Source organism: Trinickia sp. LjRoot230 (assembly GCF_964253315.1).
GTDB lineage: Bacteria > Pseudomonadota > Gammaproteobacteria > Burkholderiales > Burkholderiaceae > Trinickia.
The window spans coordinates 2,176,643-2,201,300 of sequence record NZ_CAXUQX020000001.1; the positions used below are offsets into that span (position 1 = coordinate 2,176,643).

The 24,658-nt window shown below is 62.5% G+C and carries 23 protein-coding genes and 1 pseudogene; 10 read left to right on the forward strand and 14 right to left on the reverse strand.

Annotated features, from left to right (window positions below):
- Positions 1-6: 6 nt before the first annotated feature.
- The 7 genes and pseudogenes from ACSQ20_RS10165 to ACSQ20_RS10195 form a co-directional block, all read left to right on the forward strand.
- A complete protein-coding gene (locus ACSQ20_RS10165) occupies positions 7-1,047 on the forward strand; it encodes a glycosyltransferase (protein ID WP_436019499.1) in 1,041 nt (346 codons plus the stop codon).
- Positions 1,044-1,991 (forward strand): formyltransferase, encoded by a 948-nt coding sequence (locus ACSQ20_RS10170; RefSeq protein WP_436019501.1) that lies wholly within the window; start codon positions 1,044-1,046, stop codon positions 1,989-1,991. Before ACSQ20_RS10165 ends, ACSQ20_RS10170 begins: the two co-directional genes overlap by 4 nt.
- Complete coding sequence (locus tag ACSQ20_RS10175) at positions 1,988-3,058, forward strand: bifunctional UDP-4-keto-pentose/UDP-xylose synthase (protein WP_436019503.1); 1,071 nt, start codon at positions 1,988-1,990, stop codon at positions 3,056-3,058. The genes ACSQ20_RS10170 and ACSQ20_RS10175 overlap by 4 nt, the downstream gene beginning before the upstream one ends.
- A gap of 16 nt (positions 3,059-3,074) precedes the next feature.
- Positions 3,075-3,971, forward strand: a complete 897-nt coding sequence (locus tag ACSQ20_RS10180; protein WP_436019505.1) for a polysaccharide deacetylase family protein — start codon at positions 3,075-3,077, stop codon at positions 3,969-3,971.
- A 77-nt stretch (positions 3,972-4,048) separates the two neighbouring features.
- On the forward strand, positions 4,049-4,510 hold the full coding sequence (locus ACSQ20_RS10185; protein ID WP_436019510.1) for a peroxiredoxin: 462 nt from the start codon (positions 4,049-4,051) through the stop codon (positions 4,508-4,510).
- A gap of 320 nt (positions 4,511-4,830) precedes the next feature.
- The gene (locus ACSQ20_RS10190; RefSeq protein WP_436019512.1) at positions 4,831-6,654 is read left to right on the forward strand and encodes a PhoH family protein; all 1,824 of its coding nucleotides are present in this window, start codon (positions 4,831-4,833) and stop codon (positions 6,652-6,654) included.
- Positions 6,655-6,939: 285 nt separating this feature from the next.
- Positions 6,940-7,701: pseudogene (locus tag ACSQ20_RS10195) on the forward strand (C40 family peptidase); the annotation flags it as partial.
- Positions 7,702-7,786: 85 nt separating this feature from the next.
- Here ACSQ20_RS10195 and ACSQ20_RS10200 read toward each other — a convergent pair.
- The 8 genes from ACSQ20_RS10200 to ACSQ20_RS10235 form a co-directional block, all read right to left on the reverse strand.
- Complete coding sequence (locus tag ACSQ20_RS10200) at positions 7,787-8,797, reverse strand: anion permease (protein WP_436019514.1); 1,011 nt, start codon at positions 8,795-8,797, stop codon at positions 7,787-7,789.
- A gap of 21 nt (positions 8,798-8,818) precedes the next feature.
- The gene (locus tag ACSQ20_RS10205) at positions 8,819-9,445 is read right to left on the reverse strand and encodes a DUF47 domain-containing protein (RefSeq protein ID WP_436019516.1); all 627 of its coding nucleotides are present in this window, start codon (positions 9,443-9,445) and stop codon (positions 8,819-8,821) included.
- A 138-nt stretch (positions 9,446-9,583) separates the two neighbouring features.
- Positions 9,584-11,935 carry a replicative DNA helicase gene (gene dnaB, locus ACSQ20_RS10210; RefSeq protein WP_436019518.1) on the reverse strand — a complete coding sequence of 784 codons (2,352 nt, stop codon included), beginning with the start codon at positions 11,933-11,935 and terminating at the stop codon, positions 9,584-9,586.
- A gap of 159 nt (positions 11,936-12,094) precedes the next feature.
- The gene (rplI, locus tag ACSQ20_RS10215; protein WP_436019520.1) at positions 12,095-12,547 is read right to left on the reverse strand and encodes a 50S ribosomal protein L9; all 453 of its coding nucleotides are present in this window, start codon (positions 12,545-12,547) and stop codon (positions 12,095-12,097) included.
- 27 nt (positions 12,548-12,574) lie between these two features.
- Positions 12,575-12,850, reverse strand: coding sequence for a 30S ribosomal protein S18 (gene rpsR, locus ACSQ20_RS10220; protein WP_436019522.1), 276 nt, complete (start codon positions 12,848-12,850; stop codon positions 12,575-12,577).
- Positions 12,851-12,852: 2 nt separating this feature from the next.
- Positions 12,853-13,152, reverse strand: coding sequence for a primosomal replication protein N (priB, locus tag ACSQ20_RS10225; protein WP_436019524.1), 300 nt, complete (start codon positions 13,150-13,152; stop codon positions 12,853-12,855).
- Between the two features lie 50 nt (positions 13,153-13,202).
- Positions 13,203-13,580, reverse strand: a complete 378-nt coding sequence (gene rpsF, locus ACSQ20_RS10230; RefSeq protein ID WP_436019526.1) for a 30S ribosomal protein S6 — start codon at positions 13,578-13,580, stop codon at positions 13,203-13,205.
- A 150-nt stretch (positions 13,581-13,730) separates the two neighbouring features.
- Positions 13,731-14,642 carry a LysR substrate-binding domain-containing protein gene (locus tag ACSQ20_RS10235; RefSeq protein WP_436019528.1) on the reverse strand — a complete coding sequence of 304 codons (912 nt, stop codon included), beginning with the start codon at positions 14,640-14,642 and terminating at the stop codon, positions 13,731-13,733.
- 148 nt (positions 14,643-14,790) lie between these two features.
- Here ACSQ20_RS10235 and gcl point away from each other — a divergent pair, with 148 nt between their 5' ends.
- The 3 genes from gcl (at position 14,791) to ACSQ20_RS10250 (ending at position 18,406) form a co-directional block, all read left to right on the forward strand.
- Entirely contained in the window at positions 14,791-16,566 is a 1,776-nt protein-coding gene (gene gcl, locus ACSQ20_RS10240) for a glyoxylate carboligase (RefSeq protein ID WP_436019530.1), read from the forward strand.
- A 66-nt stretch (positions 16,567-16,632) separates the two neighbouring features.
- Positions 16,633-17,424, forward strand: a complete 792-nt coding sequence (gene hyi, locus ACSQ20_RS10245; RefSeq protein WP_436019532.1) for a hydroxypyruvate isomerase — start codon at positions 16,633-16,635, stop codon at positions 17,422-17,424.
- A gap of 73 nt (positions 17,425-17,497) precedes the next feature.
- Positions 17,498-18,406: a 2-hydroxy-3-oxopropionate reductase gene (locus ACSQ20_RS10250; protein ID WP_436019534.1), complete on the forward strand. Its 909-nt coding sequence runs from the start codon at positions 17,498-17,500 to the stop codon at positions 18,404-18,406.
- Between the two features lie 181 nt (positions 18,407-18,587).
- Here ACSQ20_RS10250 and ACSQ20_RS10255 read toward each other — a convergent pair whose 3' ends face one another.
- The 6 genes from ACSQ20_RS10255 to ACSQ20_RS10280 all read right to left on the reverse strand — a co-directional run bounded on the left by ACSQ20_RS10255 (position 18,588) and on the right by ACSQ20_RS10280 (position 24,658).
- Complete coding sequence (locus ACSQ20_RS10255; protein ID WP_436019536.1) at positions 18,588-19,622, reverse strand: asparaginase; 1,035 nt, start codon at positions 19,620-19,622, stop codon at positions 18,588-18,590.
- 80 nt (positions 19,623-19,702) lie between these two features.
- Positions 19,703-20,629 (reverse strand): CysB family HTH-type transcriptional regulator, encoded by a 927-nt coding sequence (locus ACSQ20_RS10260; RefSeq protein WP_436019538.1) that lies wholly within the window; start codon positions 20,627-20,629, stop codon positions 19,703-19,705.
- A gap of 44 nt (positions 20,630-20,673) precedes the next feature.
- On the reverse strand, positions 20,674-21,762 hold the full coding sequence (locus ACSQ20_RS10265; protein WP_436019540.1) for a sulfate/molybdate ABC transporter ATP-binding protein: 1,089 nt from the start codon (positions 21,760-21,762) through the stop codon (positions 20,674-20,676).
- A 12-nt stretch (positions 21,763-21,774) separates the two neighbouring features.
- Positions 21,775-22,716, reverse strand: coding sequence for a sulfate ABC transporter permease subunit CysW (cysW, locus tag ACSQ20_RS10270; protein ID WP_436019542.1), 942 nt, complete (start codon positions 22,714-22,716; stop codon positions 21,775-21,777).
- A complete protein-coding gene (gene cysT / locus ACSQ20_RS10275; RefSeq protein ID WP_436019544.1) occupies positions 22,713-23,618 on the reverse strand; it encodes a sulfate ABC transporter permease subunit CysT in 906 nt (301 codons plus the stop codon). Before cysT ends, cysW begins: the two co-directional genes overlap by 4 nt.
- Positions 23,619-23,668: 50 nt before the next feature.
- On the reverse strand, positions 23,669-24,658 hold the full coding sequence (locus ACSQ20_RS10280) for a sulfate ABC transporter substrate-binding protein (RefSeq protein WP_436023032.1): 990 nt from the start codon (positions 24,656-24,658) through the stop codon (positions 23,669-23,671).

A 24,658-nucleotide genomic window follows, 5' to 3' on the forward strand; every position in this document is an offset into this window, starting at 1 on the left:
GCGGATATGAGCTACACGCAACACCGCTCGACATCTCCAGAAGTCTCGGTCATCGTTCCGGTCTATAACGAAGAGGCCGGGCTCGACGCGCTTTTCGCGCGCCTCTATCCGGCCCTCGACGCGCTCGATGCGACCTACGAGGTGATCTTCATCAACGACGGCAGTCGTGACAAATCGGCGGCGATTTTGGCCCAACAGTTTCGCGCGCGCCCCGACACGACCCGGGTCGTACTGCTGAACGGCAACTACGGCCAGCACATGGCCATCCTCGCCGGCTTCGAGCAATCGCGCGGCGCAATCGTGCTGACGCTCGACGCCGATCTGCAAAACCCGCCCGAGGAAATCGGCAAACTCGTGCACAAGATGCGCGAGGGCTACGACTACGTCGGCTCGGTCCGGCGCGAGCGCCAGGACACGCTTTGGCGGCGCAAGGCGTCGCGTGCGATGAACCGGCTGCGCGAGCGCATCACGCATATCCAGATGACCGATCAAGGCTGCATGCTGCGTGCTTATAGCCGGCAGATCATCGACACCATCAACCGCTGCGGCGAAGTCAACACGTTCATTCCGGCGCTCGCCTATACGTTCGCGCAAAACCCGATCGAAGTGGAAGTGGCGCACGAGGAGCGCTTCGCCGGGGAATCGAAATACTCGCTTTACAGCCTGATTCGCCTCAATTTCGATCTCGTCACCGGCTTCTCCGTCGTGCCGCTGCAGTGGCTGTCGTTCATCGGTGTGATCTTGTCGATGGGTTCGGCTGGCCTGTTCCTGCTGCTCGTCATTCGCCGCTTCGTGATCGGCGCGGAAGTGCAAGGCGTATTCACGCTCTTCGCCATTACGTTCTTCATGCTCGGCGTGATCATCTTCGCGCTCGGTCTGCTCGGCGAATATATCGGCCGCATCTATCAGCAGGTCCGCGCCCGGCCGCGATATCTCGTGCAAGCCGTGCTGGAGCCGCGCGAGGGCGACCTGATGCAGCCAGTCAAGTCACCGTCTTCGAGCGCTGTCCACACTGATCGCATCACCCAAGGGAACCCGCAACCATGAAGCCACGTGCCGTCGTCTTCGCGTACCACAATGTCGGCGTACGCTGCCTGCAGGTACTGCTCGCACGCGGCGTCGATGTCGCGCTAGTCGTCTCGCACGAGGACAACCCGAGCGAAACAATCTGGTTTGGCAGCGTAGCCAGCGTAGCCGCCGAGCACGGCATCCCGGTGATCACACCTGCGGATCCGACGAGCGAAGCGTTGCGCGAAGCCGTCCGCCGTGTGCAGCCCGAGTTCATTTTCTCGTTTTATTATCGGCACATGCTGCCGGTTGGTGTGCTCGCGCTGGCCCCGCGCGGAGCCTACAACATGCATGGTTCGCTGCTGCCCAAGTACCGGGGCCGCGTGCCGACGAATTGGGCCGTGCTGCACGGCGAAACCGAAACGGGCGCGACGCTGCACGAGATGAGCGCCAAACCCGATGCGGGCGCGATCGTCGGCCAAACGAGCGTGCCGATCCTGCCCGACGATACGGCGCAGCAAGTATTCGACAAGGTGACCGTCGCTGCCGAGCAAACGCTGTGGCGCGTGCTGCCGGCGCTGCTCGCTGGCGAGGCGCCGCATTTGCCCAACGATCTCGCGCACGGCAGCTATTTCGGCGGACGCAAGCCCGAGGACGGCCGCATCGATTGGACGCAGCCCGCCCAGCGCATCTATAACCTCGTGCGAGCCGTAGCGCCCCCCTACCCCGGCGCATTCACGGAACAGGAAGGCGAGCGGTTCATCGTCGCGCGAGCGCGCCTGGCGCCGCTCGGCTCGGAAGCGGCGTCGGGTTTGGCAAATTTGCCCCCAGGTCTGCACGTAAGCGATAATGCGTTTTTTGGCGTGTGCGGCGACGCGCGCGCCATCGCCATCTCCGAATTGTGGCACGTGCGCGACGGCAACAGCGTCGCCGTGGCACCCGCCCAATTCGCCCAGCTCACTCATTGTCCCCGTCATTCATGAAAACCGAAGGTTCCGCGAAAAAAGTTCTGATTCTTGGCGTGAATGGTTTTATCGGCCATCACTTGTCCAAGCGAATCCTCGAGACGACCGATTGGGAAGTCTTCGGCATGGATATGCAAAGAGATCGCCTCGGCGAGCTTGCGAACCATGAGCGCATGCACTTCTTCGAAGGCGACATCACGATCAACAAGGAGTGGGTCGAGTATCACGTGAAAAAATGCGACGTGATCCTGCCGCTCGTGGCGATCGCCACGCCCGCGACGTACGTGCAGCAGCCACTGCGCGTGTTCGAGCTCGATTTCGAGGCGAACCTCCCGATCGTTCGCTCGGCCGTGAAGTACCGCAAACACCTCGTGTTTCCGTCGACTTCCGAGGTCTACGGCATGTGCGCCGACGAAGCATTCGATCCCGAAGCATCGCAGCTGATCTACGGCCCGATCAACAAGCCGCGCTGGATCTACGCCTGCTCGAAGCAACTGATGGACCGCGTGATCTGGGGCTACGGGATGCAAGAAGGGCTCAACTTCACGCTGTTTCGCCCGTTCAACTGGATCGGGCCCGGCCTCGATTCGATCTACACGCCGAAAGAAGGCAGCTCGCGCGTGGTGACGCAATTCCTCGGCCATATCGTGCGCGGTGAGAACATCAGTCTCGTCGATGGCGGATCGCAAAAGCGTGCCTTCACCGATGTGGATGACGGCATCAGCGCGCTGATGAAGATCATCGATAACGTCGACGGCGTCGCCTCGGGCAAGATCTACAACATCGGCAATCCGAAGAACAACTTCTCAGTGCGCGAACTGGCGCACAAGATGCTTGCGCTGGCGGCCGAGTACCCCGAGTACGCCGAATCGGCAAAGGCGGTGCAGCTCGTCGAAACGTCGTCGGGAGCCTACTACGGTAACGGCTATCAGGACGTGCAAAACCGCGTGCCGAAGATCGACAACACCGTCGCCGAACTGGGCTGGGCGCCGAGCGCAACGTTCGACGAAGCGCTGCGCAAGATTTTCGAAGCGTATCGCGGCCATGTGGCCGACGCGCGCGCGCTCGTCGAACAGCAGCACTAAGGAACGAAGGACCGCATTGGCCCGCATCGTTCTTAAAATCGACGTCGATACGCTGCGCGGCACGCGCGAGGGCGTGCCAAACCTCGCGCGTCTGCTCGATCGCTACAAAGCGCGCGCCACCTTCCTTTTCAGCCTCGGCCCCGACCACACGGGCTGGGCGTTACGCCGCGTGTTTCGGCCGGGGTTCTTGAAGAAGGTGTCGCGTACGTCCGTCGTCGAGCATTACGGCGTGCGGCAGCTCATGTACGGCGTGGTGCTGCCCGGCCCCGACATCGGCGTGCGGGCAGCCGGCGAAATGCGCGCGGTGCACGAGGCCGGCTTCGAATGCGGCATCCATACGTGGGACCACGTCTACTGGCAGGACCATGTGCGCGCCCAGTCGCGCGAATGGACCGAGCGTGAGATGGCGAAGAGCCATGCGCGGTTCGTGCAGATATTCGGCACCGCACCTGCGACGCACGGCGCCGCAGGCTGGCAAATGAACCCGCACGCGTTCGCGCAGATCGACGCGTGGGGCATGCGCTACGCCTCGGACGGTCGGGGCCATGGGCCTTACCGCCCGGTCGTGGCAGGCCGAACGCTTGCACATGTGCAACTGCCGACCACGCTGCCGACCCTCGACGAATTACTCGGCGTGGACGGGCTCGACGCATCGAACGTAGCGGCGCGCCTGCTGAGCGGTACGGCGCACAACCCGCACGACCAAGTCTTTACGCTGCATGCCGAACTCGAAGGCCAGAAGCTCGCACCGGTGTTCGAGCAATTGCTGGCGGGCTGGCACGCACAGGGTCATACATTTGCGACGATGGGCGATTACCATGCGACGCTGGACCACGTTTCGCTACCATCGTACCCTGTGACTTGGGGAGAAATTCCAGGCCGTTCGGGCGAGTTGATCGTCGAGCCTGACTGAGCGGACCGCCTGCTTGAACATGTTCGAAAGCCTTGCGCGATAACCGATAACAATAGCAAACGAAAAGGAGAAACCACGTGCCCGTCGCAGTCGACCAACGCGTCCCCGATTTCACCGCCCCCGCAACCGGGGGCGATTTCACGTTGTCCAGCTTGGCGGGCAAAAAGGTCGTCCTTTATTTCTATCCGAAGGACAACACGCCGGGCTGCACGACGGAAGGCCTGCAGTTTCGCGACCTTTATCCCAAATTCAAGAAGGCGGGCGCCGAGATCGTCGGCGTGTCGCGCGACAGCGTCCGTTCGCACGATAATTTCAAGGCGAAGCTGGAGTTGCCGTTCACGCTCGTCTCGGACGCGGACGAAGCGCTGTGCAGTCTCTTTAACGTCATCAAGATGAAAAAGATGTATGGCAAGGAAGTGCGCGGCATCGAGCGCTCGACGTTCCTCATTGACGCCAACGGCGTGCTGCGTCGCGAATGGCGTGGCGTAAAAGTGCCAGGGCACGTCGACGACATCCTCGAAGCTGTACAAGGACTTTGACGCGCGTTATATTGCGTTGCAATGAGTGCCCGTTCACCACGTTTTCGCCGTTGCTGCGCCAGCCTGTCGAACGTCGTTGCCGTTCCACTCGCGAGGCGCTGCCCGGCGCTCGAAGTCGAGCCGCTTGCTCCGTTGCTACCGGAGCGGCGGCTTTTTTATTTTGATTCGGCCGGATGTTGCGCTCGGCCGCGCTTACCCGTGAAGGAGCCGATCGAAATCTAGGCGAACTGGCGTTTCGAAACTGACAGCGCGCCGCGGCGGCGGCCATCGAGCCGGCCCACGCGGCGTACGATATGCGACCCGATTCATTGAGGGAAACCATGCCTTTGCCTACCCCGCCCAGCAAACTCGGCAACCTGTTGCCGCCGGATGAATTCAAGGCCAAAGCCCGGCCTGCAAGAAACGCCAAGAAACAGGGCACCGTCGGGGAGCAAGCGGAAACGGCCGAGTACGGCGCCGCCAGTGCTCCGGCAAACGTCGCTGCCGAGCCCTCGGCGCGCGCAGCCCACACCGCGCCGACGCTGCGGTCCGTCCATTCGCCCTCAGCTTTTACGCCTACCGCCGACGACACAACGCCGCCTGCACGCGGCAAAAAACCGAAGCAGACAGCAGCCTTGCTGCAGCCAGTGGCGGTTCCGGCTCCCGTGGGCCGCCGCGAAGAACCCACGCCGATTGCCCAGACCGCTGCTACGCCGCGCGCCGCCGCCAAGGAAGGCCCGCGCAGCACGCGCAAACGGACAGCCGAGACCGAAACGCGCAAGCTCTTCGTGCTCGACACAAACGTGCTGATGCACGATCCGACCTGCCTCTTCCGTTTCGAGGAACACGACGTCTATCTGCCGATGATGACGCTCGAGGAACTCGATAACCATAAAAAGGGGATGTCGGAGGTGGCGCGTAACGCGCGCCAGGTCAGCCGCACGCTCGATGCGCTGGTGGCCAATGCAGGCGCCATTGGCGACGGTCTGCCGCTTTCACGGTTGGGCAGCCGCGAGGCGCTCGGTCAGCTCTATTTCCAGACGACGCTCGCCGAAATCGCGCCCGTCGAAGGGCTGCCGCAGGGGAAGGCCGACAATCAGATTCTCGGCGTTGTGCGTGCGTTGCAGCGCGATCGGGAGGATCGCCAGGTCGTCCTGGTGTCGAAAGACATCAACATGCGCATCAAGGCCCATGCACTGGGCCTGCCTGCCGAAGACTACTTCAACGACCAGGTTCTCGAAGACAAGGATCTGCTGTTTTCGGGCGTCCGGGCACTGCCGCAAGACTTTTGGACGAAGCACGCCAAAGGCATGGAAAGCTGGCAGGAAACGAAAACGGGGACGACCTACTATCGTGTGACTGGCCCGCTTTGCGCCGCATTGCTCGTGAACGAATTCGTGCATCTCGAGCCGACCAATGGCGAGCCGACATTCCACGCGATCGTGCGCGAGCTGAACGGCAAAACGGCCTTGTTGCAGACGCTGCGTGATTACAGTCATCACAAAAACAACGTCTGGGGCATCACGGCACGCAACCGCGAGCAAAACTTCGCGCTTAACTTGCTGATGAACCCCGATATCGATTTCGTGACGCTGCTCGGGCAAGCAGGCACCGGCAAGACGCTCGTGGCGCTGGCGGCCGGCTTGGCGCAAGTGCTCGACGAAAAGCGCTACAACGAGATCATCGTGACGCGTGCCACCGTACCTGTCGGCGAAGATATCGGCTTCTTGCCCGGCACCGAGGAAGAGAAGATGCAGCCATGGATGGGCGCATTCGACGATAACCTCGAAGTGCTGCAAAAGACCGATGACAACACCGGTGAATGGGGGCGCGCGGCCACGCAAGAGCTAATCCGTTCGCGCCTCAAGATCAAGAGCATGAGTTTCATGCGCGGGCGAACCTTCGTCGATAAATATCTGATCATCGACGAAGCACAAAATCTGACGCCCAAGCAGATGAAGACGCTCGTCACGCGCGCGGGCCCGGGTACGAAAATCGTCTGTCTCGGTAATATCGCGCAGATCGACACGCCCTATCTCACCGAGGGCAGTTCGGGGCTTACCTACGTCGTCGACCGCTTCAAAGGCTGGGCGCACAGCGGGCATGTGACGCTCGCGCGCGGAGAACGCTCGCGGCTTGCCGATTACGCGTCCGATATTCTCTAAGTCTCTTAACGTCGCCACCGAGCGCCTGGTGTCTGTCTGCACCAGGCGCTTTTTTTCGCTGCACCGCGCGTGCATCGATAGCGCCACGAGATTCCGTAGACCATCGATGCGCATAGGCTCGATCGTCGACGGAGCGCCACAGTTTTACTCGACAAGTTCAAGTACTTTCTGAGCAATCCCTTGCGAACGCCCCGTCCGTAAGGCTACTATCGGTCGCACCCATGCATTTGTCTGCGCAACGAGCAAAGCAGGCGAGCAGTGCTTTCCCGTTCATTCTTTGATGTGATGCGCCAATTTCCGCTTCTCGCATTGATCGTGCTGTCGCTAGCCGCTTGTTCGAGCGCTCCACCGAACACGGCACGCTCGAACGCGTCTACGTCGGACGCGTTTCGGACGAAGCCGCGCGGGCTGCCGAATTTCGTCGATCACAGCGTTGGGCGGGAAGAGATTTCAGTTCAGGCAATGAGCCTGGTGGGTGTTCCGTACCGATGGGCCGGCAATACGCCCACGACGGGTTTCGATTGCAGCGGGCTCGTCCAGTATGTGGTCGCACGCGCAGCCGACGTCAAATTGCCCCGCACGACCGCCGAGATCAGCCAGCGCGGTTCGCCGGTCGATCCCGGTCAAATCGCGCCGGGCGACCTGGTTTTCTTCAACACGATGGGCAGACCGCATTCTCACGTCGGTATCTACGTGGGCAAGCTCCGATTCGTGAATGCGCCATCGACGGGCGGCATCGTGCGGGTCGACTATCTGACCAATCCGTACTGGGCGAAGCGGTTCGACGGCATTCGGCGCGTGGCGCCGCCGTTGCAACCCACGCCTTTCGATTCGCCGACTTATCTCGCGGCGCCGCGTGAAGTGCCAGTTCCTGCGCCCGCCACCGCGCAGACAAACGCCGCACGCGCGGAGACAGCCCGTGGGCCGATCGCCGAATCGGCGGCTCAAGCCTTGGCACGGGCCGAACGTTATCAACCGCTATCGGAGCGGAGCGACCCGTGGGCTGACATCGATACAAGCACACGTGCGGGGACGAGTGCTCAGCCCGCATCCGCTTCTGCGAACGACGACGACCCGATCGGCCACTTTGCGACCAGCGACAAGTAGGTTAGTAGGTAATTAGGCTATCAGCTCAGAACAACCTGCGCCCCACCCACCAGCCAACGGCGGCAAGCAGCGCCGAGGCTGGAATGGTCAGTATCCACGCCCACACGATATTGCCGGCAACGCCCCACCGCACCGCGGAAAGCTTGCGTGTGGCGCCCACACCGACGATTGCACCGGTGATCGTGTGGGTGGTGGACACCGGCACGCCCATCGCCGAAGCGACGAAAAGCGTGATCGCCCCGCCCGCCTCCGCACAAAAACCGCCGACCGGCTTGAGCTTCGTGATTTTCTGGCCCATCGTACGCACGATGCGCCAACCGCCGAAGAGCGTGCCCAACCCCATCGATAAATAGCAGAGACCAATTACCCAGATCGGTGGCGCGTCGGCTGTTGCTGACGCAAAACCTGTGGCAATCAGCAACATCCAAATGATGCCGATGGTTTTTTGCGCATCGTTGCCACCGTGGCCGAGGCTATAAAGGCCCGCCGACAGCAGCTGCAAGCGCCGGAAGCGGCGATCGACCTTACTGGGCGCCGTTCGAAAGTAGATCCACGACACGCTCAGCATGAAGAACGATCCGAGTACGAAGCCCAGCAGCGGCGAGATAAAAATAAAGGCCACCGTCTTGAGCAGCCCGTCGAGATTGAGCGCCCACCATCCCGACTTCGCGAGCGCAGCGCCCACCAAGCCGCCGATCAGTGCGTGCGACGAACTCGACGGAATACCGAACCGCCACGTCAGCACGTTCCAGACGATGGCGCCCGCCAGCGCACCGAACACGACATAGTGATCGACGATGTCAGGGTCGATCGTGCCTTTGCCGACGGTCTGCGCGACCTTCAGATGGAAAATGAAATAAGCAATGACGTTGCAGGCCGCGGCAAACGCCACCGCCTGCTGCGGCTTGAGCACGCCGGTCGACACGACGGTAGCGATTGAATTCGCCGCGTCGTGAAAGCCGTTCATGAAGTCGAAGATAAGCGCGACGCCGATCAGCGTCGCGAGCACCCATAGGGCGATCTGTATCGAATGCATCAGTCGAAGTCCGGTCGTGGCTCAGGCGTTTTCGAGCACAATGCCTTCGATGATGTTCGCGACATCCTCGCACTTGTCGGTCACCGTTTCGAGCAACTCATAGACCGCCTTGAGCTTGATCAGGGTCTTCACGTCGTCTTCTTCACGAAAGAGTTTCGACAGCGCGGAGCGCAGCACGCGGTCCGCTTCCGATTCGAGCCGGTCAATTTCTTCGCAGGCGTTGAGGATCGCGCGCGCCTGGCTCATGTCCGAGAGCATGTTAACCGCACGCTGGACCTGCTCGGCCGTGCTGGTGCAGATATGCGCAAGCTGGCGAGCCTCGTCCGTAAGCGACTGCACGTCGTAAAGCGAGATTGCCGTGGCGACGTCCTCCATCAGATCGAGGATGTCGTCCATCGTCGTGATCAGCTTGTGGATTTCGTCGCGATCGAGCGGTGTAATGAACGTTTTATGCAACAGATCGATCGTTTCGTGCGTCAGTTTGTCCGCGGCTTTTTCGTTTGCCTGCACGCGCTGCTTATGCACTTCTGCGTCGGCGAGATTGTCGATCAAGAGCTCGAGCTCTTGGCTTGCGGTAACGATGCATTTGGCGTGCGCGTCGAAGATTTCAAAGAATTTGCCCTCGGTGGGCATGAAGCGACCGAACATGGGTATCCCGATGGAGAGACGTCTGTGACTGGCTGACACAAAACCGCAACATTGTACCGGGTCGCGCCGCTGCGCCCAATGTTTGCAACACGTCGCTTGCCAATCCGCAACGGACGAACTTGACGTGAGGCGCGAGCCCTATTCGCCGCCGTAAAAAGTCTGCGCACCCGCGAAGTTATCAAATTTCGTGTATTGCCCGTGGAAAGTAAGCCGAATAGGACCGATCGGGCCATTACGCTGCTTGCCGATAATGATTTCGGCGGTGCCTTTGTCTTGGCTATCGGGGTTGTACACTTCGTCGCGGTAAATGAAGAGAATCACGTCGGCGTCCTGCTCGATGGCGCCCGATTCGCGCAAGTCCGACATCACGGGCCGCTTGTTCGGGCGCTGCTCGAGACTCCGGTTCAACTGCGATAGCGCAATCACCGGTACGTCGAGTTCCTTTGCAAGACCCTTGAGCGAGCGCGAGATTTCCGAAATTTCGGTGGCGCGGTTCTCGCCCGTCGAGCTGCCCGACATCAATTGCAGATAGTCAACGATGATCAGGCCCAGCTTGCCGCATTGACGGGCGAGCCGCCGTGCGCGCGAACGCAGTTCCATCGGGTTGAGACCGCCCGTTTCGTCGATGAAAAGCTGCGCCTCGCTCATTTTCTGCACCGCGTGCGTGAGCTTCGGCCAATCTTCATCGGTCAGGCGCCCGGTGCGCATGCGGTGCTGGTCGAGCCGGCCGACCGAGCCCAGCATCCGCATCACGAGTTGGGTGCCCGGCATTTCCATCGAAAAGACGGCAACGGGCAGCCCATATTCCACGGCGACATATTCGCCGATGTTCATCGAGAAGGCCGTGTTGTGCGTCACCACGTAGTCGTCGGTAATGTAGAGCCGCAATGGATGGGACACCGAGATGCACTGCGTGGGCGCGCGCCGGGTCGGTTCGATCGCCGCGATGGTCAGACTTTGCTTGTGCGTTAGCGCTTGCGGCGAACACGCCGTTTTGCCTTTGAACAGAAAGAGGCTTTGCGGATTTGGATGACTGATGGCGCACTGGTAGGCTGATTCGGCTGCGGTTCCGTTTTCTGCGACCGAACACCAGCCACCCAACGAGCGCACCAACTCGCAAACGTCGCGTGCGAGTTTCGCACTGGGGGTGGAAAAACGCACGCGGCCATCCGCATCGATTCGTCCACCGGCATCGAGCAGCCCGCGCAGCACATCGAGCCGCACCGACTTTTCGGCATCGAGATAGATTCGCGGAATAAACGCATCGCAACCGGCTCCCGTCAGCGCGATGAGCTGCGTCAGCGATGGTTCGAGCGGCTTGATGAGCGACTCCGGTTGCCCGGTGGCGGCAACATGCTCGAGTTCGACTGTTCGAGTGACGCGCGCGCGTATCCGCGCCGGCGTCTCGTGGCGGTTGACGGCCGCACCGCCGTCGCCGCCCACCAACGCACCGAGCATCCATGGATCGATCGGAAGCGCCTCGCTGCGACCGAAATCGCCACTGGGCATATCGATCCACAAACGCCCCTGATAACGCTGCTGCGCCAGCAACGCGCGAATCTCACCCGTGCTGATCACGCGCGGCTGCGGCCACTCGGGAGCATGCACGCGCCACAAGTGTTCGTCGCAGCATTCGGCCGATCTGCCGTCCGAGAACCGAACGCGATAGACCTGTCGTTCGCCCTGCGGATAAATGCCGGTGACGATCGACGGTGCGCCGTCGACGGATGCCAACGCGTCGCCAACCTCCAGCTCGCCCATCGGCTTCCAGCCACCGAGCGTTTTCACACGGGCGTCGAGCGGCTGGGCCTTGCCCATCGACGGCCGTCCCGCCACGATGATGAGTTCGCCGCCGTGCATGCCTGAGGTCATGCGGTCGAGGTCGGCGAACCCGGTCGGCGTACCGGTAACGTCGCTCGGATTGGCGGTGTGATAAAGCGTGTCGATGCGCTCGACGACCTGCGTGAGCAGCGGGCCGATTTCGAGGAACCCTTGCGTGCCGCGCGCGCCATCTTCGGCGATCGAAAAAACTTTCGACTCCGCCTCGTCCAACAGTTGCCGGACTTCCTTGCCCTGTGGATTGAAAGCATCGGCCGAAATCTCGTCGGCCACCGAAACCAACCGGCGCAGCACCGCGCGATCGCGCACGATTTCCGCATAGCGGCGAATATTGGCCGCGCTCGGCGTGTTTTGCGCGAGCGCGTTCAGATAGGCCAGCCCGCCGACGTCCTCGGCTTTGCCCGAACTCGTCAGCGCTTCGTAAACGGTCACGACGTCGGCCGGGCGCGTCGTCGAGATCAGCCGGCCGATGTGCTCGTAAATGACGCGGTGGTCGTACCGGTAAAAATCGCCCTGGGAGAGGAAATCCGCAATGCGGTCCCAGGCGGCGTTATCGAGCAGCAAACCACCCAGCACCGATTGCTCGGCCTCGATCGAATGCGGCGGAACTTTCAGCGACTCGAGCTGAGGGTCTTTGGACGGTGCGTTCATGGGGAGGAATTATCGCGAAATGGCTGGCCGTCCGCCAGAGACCCAAGCAAAAAAGGCAGAAACCGGTGCCCCGGCTCCTGCCCTTGTTCAGCTTAGTCCCGCGACCGCGACCGGCGGGGCAACACGGCCCTGCACGGCTGGCACGGGTGCGCTGACGTATTACGCGTGTTCGCCGAGCACCGATACCGTAACGTCAACGAGGACGTCCGTGTGCAACGACACCTGAACCGGATGGTCGCCGACCATCTTGAGCGGCCCCGTCGGCATGCGCACTTGCGACTTCTCGACCGAGAAACCTTGCTTCGACAGCGTTTCGGCGACATCCGCGTTGGTGACGGAACCGAACAGACGGCCGTCGACGCCGGCCTTCTGCGCGATCTGGACCGTCAGACCCGACATTTTCTCGCCCAGCGCTTGCGCGGTGGAGAGCTTTTCGGCGGCGATCTTCTCAAGCTCGGCACGACGCACTTCGAATTCGGCGATGGCGTCCTTCGTGGCACGGCGCGCAAGCTTTTGCGGAATCAGGAAGTTGCGCGCGTAGCCGTCTTTGACCTTGACGATATCGCCGAGATTGCCGACGTTGACGACTTTTTCCAAAAGAATAATTTGCATTCGGATTCTCCTTGTAGCGTCGTCTGATTAGGCCTTGTGCAGATCGGTGTACGGCAGCAGCGCGAGAAAGCGTGCGCGCTTGATTGCCGAGTCGAGCTGGCGTTGATAGTGGGCCTTCGTTCCCGTCAGACGAGCCGGCGTGATCTTGCCGTTTTCGCCGATGAAATCCTTCAGCGTGTCGATGTCTTTGTAATCGATGTACTCGACGTTAGCTGCCGTGAAACGGCAGAACTTCTTGCGCTTGAACAGCGGGTTTTGTTGCTGACGGCGCTTGTCGAATTTCTTACCAGTGGGGCGGGCCATGTTCAGTCCTTTCCAATGTCCTGCAATTCTGTGATGTGAAACACCAAGGTTCTCGCATTACGGCTCTTTTTCGCCAAAAAGCCGGTGAAGAGCGTCTCTACGCCCATCTCGCAACTTTCCAGCTTACCGCTCGCCGCGCCCGCGGCAACCGCGGGTATCGTCAATTCGACTTGGCGGGCAATGCCTGCTTCGACGACTTCCGTGCGGTGATGCAACGTGCAGCTCGCGATCGGCACGCCGGCTGGCGTGTAACGCAGCGCATCGCGCTCGATCACGCTGGCCGTGAGTTGCAGCCTGTTCACGAGAGCGGCGACAAACCTGTGAGACCTCGGTGGCTTTTAACGGGGTATCGTTAAGCCTGCGCTTCGGACGGCTGCGACGAGGCGGCCGCCTTCTTGGCTTCTTCGCGCTGCACTTCCTTCATCATCGGCGACGGGCCGGTTTCGGCCTTTTTCATCTTGACGATCAGGTGACGCAACACAGCGTCGTTGAACTTGAACGCGTGCTCGAGTTCTTCGAGCGTGGCTTGATCGCATTCGATGTTCATGCAGACGTAGTGAGCCTTCGCGAGTTTCTCGATCATGTAGGCCAGTTGACGACGGCCCCAGTCTTCGATGCGGTGGATTTGGCCCGCGCGCGCGGTAATCGTGGATTTGTACCGCTCGATCATCGCGGGCACCTGCTCGCTCTGGTCGGGGTGCACGACAAAGACGATTTCATAATGACGCATACACACTCCTTGTGGATTAAAGCCACCCGGGCGTCAGTTTGGTTTTCGTAAAAACCAACCGGTGTGGCAAGTGAGAAGCCCGAAAGTGTAACCGATTCAGGCTTGGCGCGCAATCGCCAGCTTAAAGCCCTCAGTGTGCCGCCGTGGCGCTTAGGCCGCTCCGGTCCAATAGCCGGGCCGGGCGTAGACCGCCTTCAGGTAATCGATGAAGTACCTGACCTTCGCCGGCACGTAGCGCTGCTGCGGGTAGACCGCGAGGATGTCGTAGTCGGGCAGCGCAAATTCGTCGAGCACCGTTTCGAGTTCCCCACGCGCCAGCTGCTCCGCGATTTCCCAGGTCGAGCGCCAGCCGAGGCCGAGCCCCTCGCTGGCCCAGCGGTGCAGCAGCTCGCCGTCGTTACAATCGAGCGAGCCGGCCACGCGCACGGTCGCAAGCTTGCCGTTGCGGCGAAAGTACCAGCCGCGGTTCTGTCCGCCTTGCAGGTTGAAAGCGAGGCAGTTGTGCCGGGGAAGGTCGTCAAGCGATTTGGGCCGACCGTGCCGGGCAAAATAGGCCGGCGTGCCGCACACCACACGCCGGTTCGCCGCCAGCTTCACGGCGACGAAGCTCGGATCGACCACGCCGCCAATCCGGATCGACAAGTCGTAGCCCTCGCGCACGAGATCGACGACGCGGTCGGTCAGGTTGAACGACATCCGCAGATCGGGCTTGTCGGCCATGAAGGCCGGCGCAAGCGGCGCCACGTGCTTGCGCCCGAATGCGGCAGGTGCCGAAACGATCAGATGCCCGCCAACCGAACGGCGGCCCGCGGCCATCTCGTTTTCGGCCTGCTCCCATTCGGTGAGCAAGCCGCGACACCGCTCGAGAAACGCGGCGCCCTCCTCGCTGATCACGAGCCGGCGCGTGGATCGGTACATCAGCTTCACGCCAAGCCGCTTTTCGAGCGCATCGATGCGCCGCCCGAGGATCACCGGCGAGACGCCCTCTTCGAGCGCCGCTGCAGCCAGGCTCCCGGCGTCCGCCACCCGGACAAACGTTTCGATCTGCTTGAAGCGGTCCATCGTTCCTCCCGGCGCTGCCGATGGCGCCGCAATTCGATACTTTTTGTATCGTATCAACCAACCCGAAGCGATCTTATCAAACCTTTGCGGTGCTCCTAAAGTGATCGTCAACGTAAAACACATCGCTATCAGGAATCAGGAGACAGTCATGCCGAAAATGAGAGCCATCGACGCCGCCGTGCTCGTTTTAGAGAAAGAGGGCATCGATACGGCGTTCGGCGTGCCCGGCGCTGCTATCAATCCGCTTTACTCGGCATTGAAGAAGGCCGGCGGCATCAGCCACGTGCTCGCGCGTCATGTCGAAGGCGCCTCGCATATGGCCGAGGGCTACACGCGTGCGGCACCAGGCAATATCGGCGTATGCATCGGCACATCGGGCCCGGCTGGCACAGACATGATCACGGGGCTCTATTCCGCCTCAGCCGATTCGATTCCGATTCTCGCCATCACGGGGCAGGCGGCGCGTGCGCGGCTTTACAAGGAAGATTTCCAGGCCGTCGACATCGAATCGATCGCCAAACCGGTGACAAAATGGGCCGTCACCGTGCGCGAGCCGGCACTCGTGCCGCGCGTGTTCCAACAGGCATTTCATTTGATGCGCTCCGGTCGGCCCGGCCCGGTTTTGGTCGATCTGCCGATCGACGTGCAGCTCGCCGAGATCGAATTCGACATCGATACCTATGAGCCGCTGCCCATCTATAAGCCGCGCGCCACCCGCGCTCAGATCGAAGCCGCGCTCGCGATGCTCAACGAGGCCGAGCGCCCACTCATCGTCTCGGGTGGCGGCGTGATCAACGCCGCGGCCGAGGACTTGCTCGTCGAATTCGCGCAAACGGTGGGCGTGCCCGTCATTCCAACGCTGATGTCGTGGGGCGCCATCGCCGACGATCATCCGCTGATGGCGGGCATGGTCGGACTGCAGACGTCGCACCGCTACGGCAACGCCACGCTGCTGGCGTCGGACTTCGTGCTCGGTATCGGCAATCGCTGGGCGAACCGGCATACGGGAAGCGTCGAGGTCTATACCAAGGGCCGCAAGTTCGTGCATATCGACATCGAGCCCACGCAGATCGGCCGCGTCTTCGGGCCGGACCTCGGGATCGTCTCGGATGCGAAAGCGGCGCTCGAACTGTTCGTCGAGATCGCGCGCGAGTGGCGTGCGCAGGGCCGCCTGAAAGACCGTACTGCCTGGGCCGAAGCGTGCCGCGAGCGCAAACGCACACTGCATCGCAAGACGCACTTCGACGACGTGCCCGTGAAGCCGCAGCGCGTCTACGAAGAGATGAACAAGGTATTCGGCCGCGATACGTGCTATGTCAGCACGATCGGCCTTTCGCAGATCGCCGCTGCGCAGTTCCTCCATGTCTACAAGGCGCGCAATTGGATCAACTGCGGCCAGGCCGGCCCGCTCGGCTGGACCATTTCGGCTGCGCTCGGCGTGCGGGCGGCCGACCCGCAGCGCCCGATCGTGGCGCTCTCGGGTGACTATGATTTCCAGTTCATGATCGAAGAACTCGCGGTGGGTGCGCAGTTCAACCTGCCGTATGTGCATGTCGTCGTGAACAATTCGTATCTCGGGCTCATCCGGCAGGCGCAGCGCGCCTTCGACATGGATTATTGCGTGCAGCTGGCCTTCGAAAACATCAACGCGCCGGAGTTGAACGGCTACGGCGTCGATCACGTCGCGGTGGCCGAAGGGCTCGGCTGCAAGGCACTGCGCGTGTTCCGTCCGGAAGACATTCAGCCGGCCCTGAAAAAAGCGCAATCGATGCTCACCGAGTTCAACGTGCCGGTTGTCGTGGAAGTGATTCTCGAGCGCGTGACGAATATCGCCATGGGCGCCGAAATTGATGCAGTCAACGAATTCGAGCCGCTCGCCGAGACGATCGAGGATGCGCCCACGGCGATCCCCGCCTTCGATTGATGCAGCTTGTTTCCGGCTTTCTTTTTCGCTTTGTTTGACCTTGACCGACCAACGAGACACCTGATCATGCCGAAATTTGCAGCCAACCTGACCATGCTGTTCAACGAAGTGCCGTTTGTCGAGCGCTTCGCGGCGGCGGCACAAGCGGGCTTCGAAGCCGTCGAATTCCTGTTCCCCTACCCGTACTCCGCAGCCGAGCTGGCCGAGCAGCTTGACGCGCATGGGCTGCGCCTCGTCCTGCATAACCTGCCCGCCGGCGACTGGGCAGCCGGCGAGCGCGGCATTGCCTGTCTGCCCGATCGTGTCGGCGAGTTTCAGGAAGGCGTCGGCCAGGCAATCGAATACGCGAAGGCGCTCGGCGTGCCGCAACTGAACTGCCTGGTGGGCATACGCCCCAAACCCGTCGATATCGAGCGCGCGCGCGGCACGATCGTCGACAACCTGCGCTTCGCCGCGACGGCGCTCAAGCGTGAGGGCATCAAGCTGCTCGTCGAGCCGTGCAACGCCTACGACATTCCCGGCTTCGCGCTGAACCGCTCAAAAGAAGCGCTCGACGTCATTGCCGCCGTGGATTCGGACAATCTCTTCCTGCAGTACGACATCTACCACATGCAACGGATGGAAGGCGAGCTCGCGGCGACGATCGAGCGCAACTTGCCGCGCATCGCGCATATCCAGCTGGCTGACAACCCCGGGCGTCATGAGCCCGGCACCGGAGAGATCAACTACGCGTTCCTGTTCGCGCTGCTTGACCGGCTCGGCTACGAAGGCCATATCGGCTGCGAATACAAACCACGCACGACGACACTCGACGGACTTGGCTGGCTCGCGCGCGTGAGCCGCGCGCCTGCCGCCTAGCGCCGCATCGCAAGCCCCTACTGATCATCACTGCGTGACGTCCCTGCAACCCCAGACGAACGGAAATATCGACATGACAAAGATCGGCTTTATCGGCCTTGGCATCATGGGCTCGCACATGGCCCGCAATCTGTTGAAAGGCGGTCATACACTCGTCGTCAACGGCAAATTCCCGGTGCCCGACGACCTGCGCGAGCGCACGAGCGTGGCTGCGGATTCCACCGCGGTGGCGCGCGAAGCGGACATCATCATCTCGATGGTGCCCGACACGCCTGACGTCGAGAACGTGCTGTTCGCCGACGATGGCGTGGCCGCGGGCCTCAGCGCCGGCAAGCTCGTCATCGACATGAGTTCCATCTCGCCGCTCGACACGCAAGCCTTCGCGAAGCGTATCAACGCGCTCAGCTGCGACTATCTCGATGCGCCCGTCTCGGGCGGCGAAGTGGGCGCGCGCGACGCCACGCTGACCATCATGGTAGGCGGCCCGCAAAGCGCATTCGAGCGCGCTCACCCGCTGTTCGATCTGATGGGCAAGAACGTCTCGTTGATCGGCGACAACGGCGCTGGACAAACCTGCAAGGTGGCCAATCAGATCATCGTCGCGCTCAACATCGAAGCTGTCGCCGAGGCGTTGCTGTTCGCCGCGCGCTCGGGCGCGGACCCGGAGCGCGTGCGACGCGCGCTGATGGGCGGTTTCGCGTCCTCGCGCATCCTCGAAGTGCATGGCGAACGGATGACGAAGCGCACGTTCAAGCCCGGATTTCGCATCGAACTCCATCGCAAAGATCTGAACCTCGCGCTCGATGGGGCGCGCAAGCTCGGCATCTCCTTGCCTCATACGGCCAGCGCGCAGCAGCTCTTTAGCGTCTGTGCGGCGCACGGTGGCAATGGCTGGGATCATTCGGCGATGCTGCGGGCACTCGAGATCATGGCCGGCTTCGAAATCGCGCAAGCGCAAGACAGTCCGGCACTGGCGGCCTGAGTACCACACACGCAGCAAAACAGTCAAAGGCGCCGCTATCAGGCTTTGGAGCTGAGCGCCGCGTCAAGCGAGATCCGCCAGCGGCACCCGGCCACGACGGGGAAGCCTTGGTCGGTCAGACGTTGCGGTCGGGTGTCCGGCTGTCGGATCTATGCGTGGCGGTTGGTAAAAAACCGCTCGCTCAGTACGTATCGAACGCGAGTTGCAATACGGCTCGCTCGGTCATGCCAGCGGCAAGCGCGAGCATCAACAGCACACGCGCCTTGTATGGATTAAGCGAGCCGGCGCTGACGAAGCCGAGCGCATCATCGGGCGCCGCACCGTTGTGCATGACATGGCCCGAGCCCACGCGCGACGCGCGCACCACGGCGACGCCATGCTGCACGGCCTCGGCCAGCGCGACTTGCACGGCCGCGTGCAAAGATCCGTTGCCGGTGCCGGCCACGACAATGCCGCGCACGCCGGCCGCGACGAGCGCATCGATCGCAATTCGCGACACCCCCGCATAGCTCGACACGATCTCGACAACGGGCCACGCGCTGCCCGCGCTGAACGGCGTCGCGGCCGTGTGCGGCCGCACGATGGTGCGCTGGAATTCGACACGTCCGTCCTGCACCCAGCCGAGCGCGCCGACCTCGTGCGACTGGAACGCATCGACCGCATAAGTGCTCGTCTTGGCGATGTCGCGCGCACAGTGGATGCGGTTGTTGAACACCACGAGTACGCCTTGGCCATGCGCTGCGTGCGCGCTCGCGACCGTGACAGCACCAAGCAGATTCAGCGGCCCGTCGGCCGATAACGCGGACGCGGGGCGCATCGCCGCGGTCAGCACGACAGGCTTGGCTGTCTTGACGACGAGATGCAGCAAATAGGCCGTCTCCTCGAGTGTATCGGTGCCATGCGTGACGACGATGCCGTCGATGTCGTCGCGCGCGGCCAGTGCATCGATGCGCGCGGCTAGCGCATGCCATAAGGCGAGATCGAGATCCTTGCTGTCGATGCTCGCGACTTGCTCGGCATGAATGGACGCGACCGATGCCAGGGCCGGCACGGCGGCCAGCAACGCGTCGACGCCGACGACACCGGCTTGGTAGCCAGCCGTTTGCGCCGCGTCGGGGGCCGATCCGGCAATGGTGCCGCCCGTCGCCAGTACAGCGACGCGCGGCAGCATGCCAGCGGAAATGGAATGGGAAGGAGCGGTAGCGATGGGGTTCATGGCCGCCATTCTATACGCGGCGCGAGCCCCATTGGCGCTCGCGTGCGGCGCGCCGACCTGATGCGCACGAGCCGGTTACTTCAAGCCGCCTCGCGCAGACGGCCCGTGATGTCGGTTCCCGCCAGTTGCGGCGCAAGCATCTCGATCAGCCGATAGGCGTACGCCCGCAAGATCGCGCCCTTGCGCAGTCCGACGCGCGTCGTGCTGGCCTCGAACAGATGCGCCGTATCGAGCGCGACGAGTTCGCTGTCGCGCTTCGGATCGTAGGCCATCGCCGCGACGATCCCGATACCCATGCCAAGCTCGACGTAGGTTTTGATCACATCGGCGTCGATGGCGGTCAGCACGACGTCGGGCAGCCTGCCGGTCTTCTCGAAAGCTTCATCGATATGCGAACGGCCGGTGATATCGCGCTCGTAAGTAATGATCGGAAATTCAGCGACATCCTCGAGCGTGACATTTGCGCGCTCGACGAGCGGGTGCCCTTTCGGCACCACGACCACGTGATGCCACGTGTAGCATGGAAACGTCACGATGTCGGTATAGCGGTCGAGGCCCTCTGTTGCGATCGCGATATCGGCCTCGCCTTCGGCCAGCATTTGTCCGATCTGCCGCGGGCTGCCCTGGCGCAATGCCAGGTGGACCTTCGGAAACGCTTCCTTGAACTGACGAATGACGGGCGGCAATGCGTAGCGCGCCTGCGTATGCGTCGTGGCGACGACGAGGTGCCCGGTGTCTTCATCCGCATATTGGCGCGCGACCCGCCGAAGGTTTTCCGCATCGAGCAGCATGCGTTCAATCAACCGATGAACGGCCTTGCCCGGTTCCGTCAGACCGGTGAGGCGCTTGCCGCGGCGCACGAAAATATCGACGCCGAGTTCGTCTTCGAGGTCTTTGATTTGCTTCGACACGCCCGACTGCGACGCGAACAGAACATTCGCCACCTCGGTCAGATTCAAATTGCGGCGGACCGCTTCGCGCACGTAACGCAGTTGCTGGAAGTTCATGGACACCTCTTGGGTTCGATAAGCGCTACGCGCGTGCTCGGTGGTCAGCGTGACGATTGTGCGCCAAATACGCGGGCGGTGCGGGGCACGACTGTCACGCGATCGCCTTCGGCGAGTGCCAGCGCGCGCCAATCGTTGCGAGTCAATTCCGCCTCGAGCGGTCCCCAGGCGAGCGCGAGCTCCACGCGCACCGATGCACCGCGCACAGTGACACGGCGCACGTCGGCCTGCGCGCCGTCGCCGCGCTGGGCCTGGGCCACCCCCGGATAGAGGCGCAGATCATGCGGCCGAATATAAGCGAGCGCCGCGCCCTGAGCCGGCGACGCACCCGCCAGCGCCCCCGGTGCCACGAACGGCAGCGTGTCGCCGTTGGCCACGAAGCCGTGCGGTTCGATGCTGCCCGGTACCCGGTTCGCGCCGCCGAGAAACGCGTAGACGAACGGCGTGGCCGGGTGCTCGTAGACTTCCTCGGCGCTGCCCTCCTGCTCGATGCGTCCGTGATTCAGCACGACGATCCGATCGGCCACATCCAACGCCTCGTCCTGATCGTGCGTGACGAAGATCGTGGTGATCGCGAGTTCGTCGTGAAGACGTCTGAGCCAATCGCGCAGTTCTTTGCGCACCTTCGCATCGAGTGCGCCGAACGGCTCGTCGAGCAGCAGCACGGAAGGCTCCACCGCCAGCGCACGCGCCAGCGCCACGCGCTGCCGTTGCCCGCCCGACAGTTCGACCGGATAGCGCCCGCCCAACTGCGGAAGCTGGATGAGTTCGAGCAACTCGTGCACCTTCGCGCGAATGGCGGTTGCCGACGGACGTTCGCGACGCGACTTCACGCGCAGCCCGAAGGCAATGTTCTCGAACACCGTCATGTGCCGAAACAGCGCGTAGTGCTGGAACACGAAGCCGACTTGCCGCTCGCGTGCGTCGAGCGCGGCCACATTGCGGCCGTTCAGCACGATATCGCCCGCGTCTGCGGCCTCCAGCCCGGCGATGACACGCAGCAAAGTGGTCTTGCCGCAACCGGACGGGCCGATCAGCGCGGCCAGTTCGCCGCGCTCGAATTGCAACGATATGCCGTCGAGGGCGGTGAAGGCGCCAAAGCGTTTTTGCAGATTGCGAACGGTGATACCCATGAGCGTCCCTTGTTATCGAAGCACATCGCTTGCGGCGGCGGCAGCGGTGGCCGAGGCCAGACGGCGCTCGGCGAAAAATTTCACGGCGAGCGTCGCCAACGCGATGAGCGCCAGCAGCGATGCCACGGCGAACGCGGCAGCGAAGTTGTAGTCGTTGTACAGAATTTCGACGTGTAGCGGCATCGTGTCCGTCATGCCCCGGATGTGGCCCGAGACAACCGACACCGCACCGAACTCGCCCATGGCCCGCGCGTTGCAAAGAATCACGCCGTAGAGCACGCCCCATTTGATGTTCGGCAGCGTCACGCGACGCCAGATCTGCCAGCCGGAGGCGCCGAGCACGCGCGCGGCCTCTTCTTCCTCCTTGCCTTGCGCCTGCATCAGCGGGATCAACTCGCGCGCCACGAATGGGAATGTGACGAAGAGAGTGGCGAGCACGATGCCGGGCACCGCGAACACAATCTGCACGTCGTGTTGCGCAAGCCAGGGACCGAGCCAGCCCTGCGCGCCAAAGAGCAGCACGTAGATCACGCCGGAAATCACCGGCGAAACAGAAAACGGCAGATCGATCAATGTCGTGAGCAACGCACGGCCTCGAAATTCGAACTTTGCGATGGCCCAGGACGCCGCGAGGCCAAAAACGAGATTGAGCGGCACCGCGATGGCCGCCACGCCGAGCGTGAGTGCCATCGCGGCCCGGGCATCGGGTTGCGCGAGCGCATCGAAGTAAAAGTCGACGCCCTTGCTCAGCGCTTGCGCAAACACCGCGACGAGCGGCACCACCAGAAAGAGCCCAAGAAACAGCAGCGCGATGGCGATCAGCGTCCAGCGCACGGCGAGCGCCGGGATGCCGGTGCGGCGCCGTTCGAGCGCAAGCGCGCGCGTATCAGGCGTAGCTCGAGTGTGATGGCGCCGCACACGGAGCGGCTCGACAACGGCAGCGAGTCGGTTCATCGCGACGCTCCTGGCGCGATTACATGCGACACCGACGCAGCGGCCGGCCTCGCGCGGCCGCGCCCCGAACCACTCGTTCGACGCTGCCAATGCCACTGCAGCACGTTGATGGCCAAGAGGATCGCAAACGACGCAACGAGCATCGCGACAGCAAGCGCGGTTGCACCGGCATAGTCGTATTGCTCGAGCTTGGTGATGATGATCAGCGAAGTGACTTCGGACTTCATCGGGATATTGCCGGCGATGAAAATGATGGAACCGTATTCGCCAAGCGCGCGCGCAAACGCCAGCGCGATGCCGGTCAGCAGTGCCGGCACGAGCGCCGGGAGCACCACGCGCACGAACGTCTGCACGCGCGAGGCGCCCAGGCAAGCGGCGGCCTCTTCCTGAGCGGCTTCGAACTCCGCGAGCACCGGCTGAACGGTTCGCACGACGAAGGGCAAGCTGATGAACGTCATCGCAACCAACACGCCGAGCGGCGTGAATGCCACCTTCATGCCGAGAGGTACGAGCCACTGCCCGATCCAGCCGTTTTCGGCGTAGACAGCGGCGAGCGCTATGCCCGCCACGGCTGTCGGCAGCGCGAACGGCAGATCGACGATCGCATCGACGATCTGCTTGCCGGGAAACCGATAACGCACGAGCACCCACGCCACGAGCATGCCGAACCCGCCGTTGATCAGCGCAGCGAGGCCGGCGGCGCCGAACGTCAGCCGATACGAGGCCACCACGCGCGGTGACGCGACGGCCGCGAAAAACCGTGCGCTATCGAGCGTGGCCGCCTTGAAAAAAACGGCGGCAAGCGGGATCAGCACGATCAGGCTCAGATAAGTCAGCGTGAGGCCCAGCGTCATGCCGAAGCCTGGCAACGCGCCGGGCTTGCGAAAAGCGAACGTCGTCATGATTCAGTCCGGGTTGGGTGGCGCTACGGCGCGAATGTCAAACCGCTAGTTCAATGCGGCTGATAGATCGAATCGAAAACGCCGCCATCGGCAAAATGCGTCTTTTGCGCTTGCGTCCACCCGCCGAAGGTTGCATCGACGGTATAGAGCTTGAGCTTTGGAAACCGCGCCGTCAGTTCAGCGGGTACCTTCGTCGAACGCGGGCGATAGAAGTTGCGAGCGGCAATCCGTTGCCCCTCATCGCTATAAAGGAACCGCAAATAGGCTTCGGACAGCTTGCGCGTGCCGCGTTTGGCAACCACTTGGTCGACGACGGCAACCGGCGGCTCGGCGAGAATGCTGGCCGACGGCACGACGATGTCGAACTTGTCGGCGCCGAACTCTTTTTGCACGAGGAACGCCTCGTTTTCCCATGCGATCAGCACATCGCCCAAACCTCGCTGGACAAAGCTGGTTGTCGCGCCGCGCGCGCCTGAATCGAGCACTCCGGCGTTGCGATAAAGCTGGGTGACGAATGCCTTGGCCTGCGCCGCGTCGCCGCCGGGCCGATTGAGCGCAAAGGCCCAAGCCGCCAGGTAGTTCCAGCGCGCGCCACCCGAGGTCTTGGGGTTCGGCGTGACGATCGACACGCCAGGCTTGACCAGATCGTCCCAGTCCTTGATGTGCTTCGGGTTGCCATGGCGCACGAGGAATACGATTGTCGACGTATAAGGCGTCGCGTTATCGGGCAGACGTTTTTGCCAATCGGGCGCAATAAGGCCGCGCGCGGCGAGCACGTCGATGTCGTAGGCGAGCCCGAGGGTCACCACATCGGCTTGCAGACCATCGAGCACCGAGCGCGCCTGTGCGCCCGAGCCACCGTGCGATTGCCGGATTGCGACCGACTCGCCTGTCTGCGCCTTCCACTGCGCGGCAAACGCTTTGTCTATTTCCTGGTAGAGCTCGCGCGTCGGGTCGTACGAGACATTTAGAAGCGTCGTCTGCGCGAGCGCCGGCACAGCCACAGTCGCCCCCAGCACCAGCACCGCTGCGGCGCTCAT

Excerpts from the sequence above, each read along its gene's own strand:
- ACSQ20_RS10165 (WP_436019499.1), top strand. The coding sequence starts at position 7 with ATGAGCTACACGCAACACCGCTCGACATCTCCAGAAGTCTCGGTCATC.
- ACSQ20_RS10170 (WP_436019501.1), top strand. The coding sequence starts at position 1,044 with ATGAAGCCACGTGCCGTCGTCTTCGCGTACCACAATGTCGGCGTACGC.
- ACSQ20_RS10175 (WP_436019503.1), top strand. The coding sequence starts at position 1,988 with ATGAAAACCGAAGGTTCCGCGAAAAAAGTTCTGATTCTTGGCGTGAAT.
- ACSQ20_RS10190 (WP_436019512.1), top strand. The coding sequence starts at position 4,831 with ATGCCTTTGCCTACCCCGCCCAGCAAACTCGGCAACCTGTTGCCGCCG.
- ACSQ20_RS10200 (WP_436019514.1), bottom strand. The coding sequence starts at position 8,797 with ATGCATTCGATACAGATCGCCCTATGGGTGCTCGCGACGCTGATCGGC.
- ACSQ20_RS10205 (WP_436019516.1), bottom strand. The coding sequence starts at position 9,445 with ATGTTCGGTCGCTTCATGCCCACCGAGGGCAAATTCTTTGAAATCTTC.
- dnaB (WP_436019518.1), bottom strand. The coding sequence starts at position 11,935 with ATGAACGCACCGTCCAAAGACCCTCAGCTCGAGTCGCTGAAAGTTCCG.
- rplI (WP_436019520.1), bottom strand. The coding sequence starts at position 12,547 with ATGCAAATTATTCTTTTGGAAAAAGTCGTCAACGTCGGCAATCTCGGC.
- rpsR (WP_436019522.1), bottom strand. The coding sequence starts at position 12,850 with ATGGCCCGCCCCACTGGTAAGAAATTCGACAAGCGCCGTCAGCAACAA.
- rpsF (WP_436019526.1), bottom strand. The coding sequence starts at position 13,580 with ATGCGTCATTATGAAATCGTCTTTGTCGTGCACCCCGACCAGAGCGAG.
- ACSQ20_RS10235 (WP_436019528.1), bottom strand. The coding sequence starts at position 14,642 with ATGGACCGCTTCAAGCAGATCGAAACGTTTGTCCGGGTGGCGGACGCC.
- gcl (WP_436019530.1), top strand. The coding sequence starts at position 14,791 with ATGCCGAAAATGAGAGCCATCGACGCCGCCGTGCTCGTTTTAGAGAAA.
- hyi (WP_436019532.1), top strand. The coding sequence starts at position 16,633 with ATGCCGAAATTTGCAGCCAACCTGACCATGCTGTTCAACGAAGTGCCG.
- ACSQ20_RS10250 (WP_436019534.1), top strand. The coding sequence starts at position 17,498 with ATGACAAAGATCGGCTTTATCGGCCTTGGCATCATGGGCTCGCACATG.
- ACSQ20_RS10255 (WP_436019536.1), bottom strand. The coding sequence starts at position 19,622 with ATGAACCCCATCGCTACCGCTCCTTCCCATTCCATTTCCGCTGGCATG.
- ACSQ20_RS10260 (WP_436019538.1), bottom strand. The coding sequence starts at position 20,629 with ATGAACTTCCAGCAACTGCGTTACGTGCGCGAAGCGGTCCGCCGCAAT.
- ACSQ20_RS10265 (WP_436019540.1), bottom strand. The coding sequence starts at position 21,762 with ATGGGTATCACCGTTCGCAATCTGCAAAAACGCTTTGGCGCCTTCACC.
- cysW (WP_436019542.1), bottom strand. The coding sequence starts at position 22,716 with ATGAACCGACTCGCTGCCGTTGTCGAGCCGCTCCGTGTGCGGCGCCAT.
- cysT (WP_436019544.1), bottom strand. The coding sequence starts at position 23,618 with ATGACGACGTTCGCTTTTCGCAAGCCCGGCGCGTTGCCAGGCTTCGGC.
- ACSQ20_RS10280 (WP_436023032.1), bottom strand. The coding sequence starts at position 24,658 with ATGAGCGCCGCAGCGGTGCTGGTGCTGGGGGCGACTGTGGCTGTGCCG.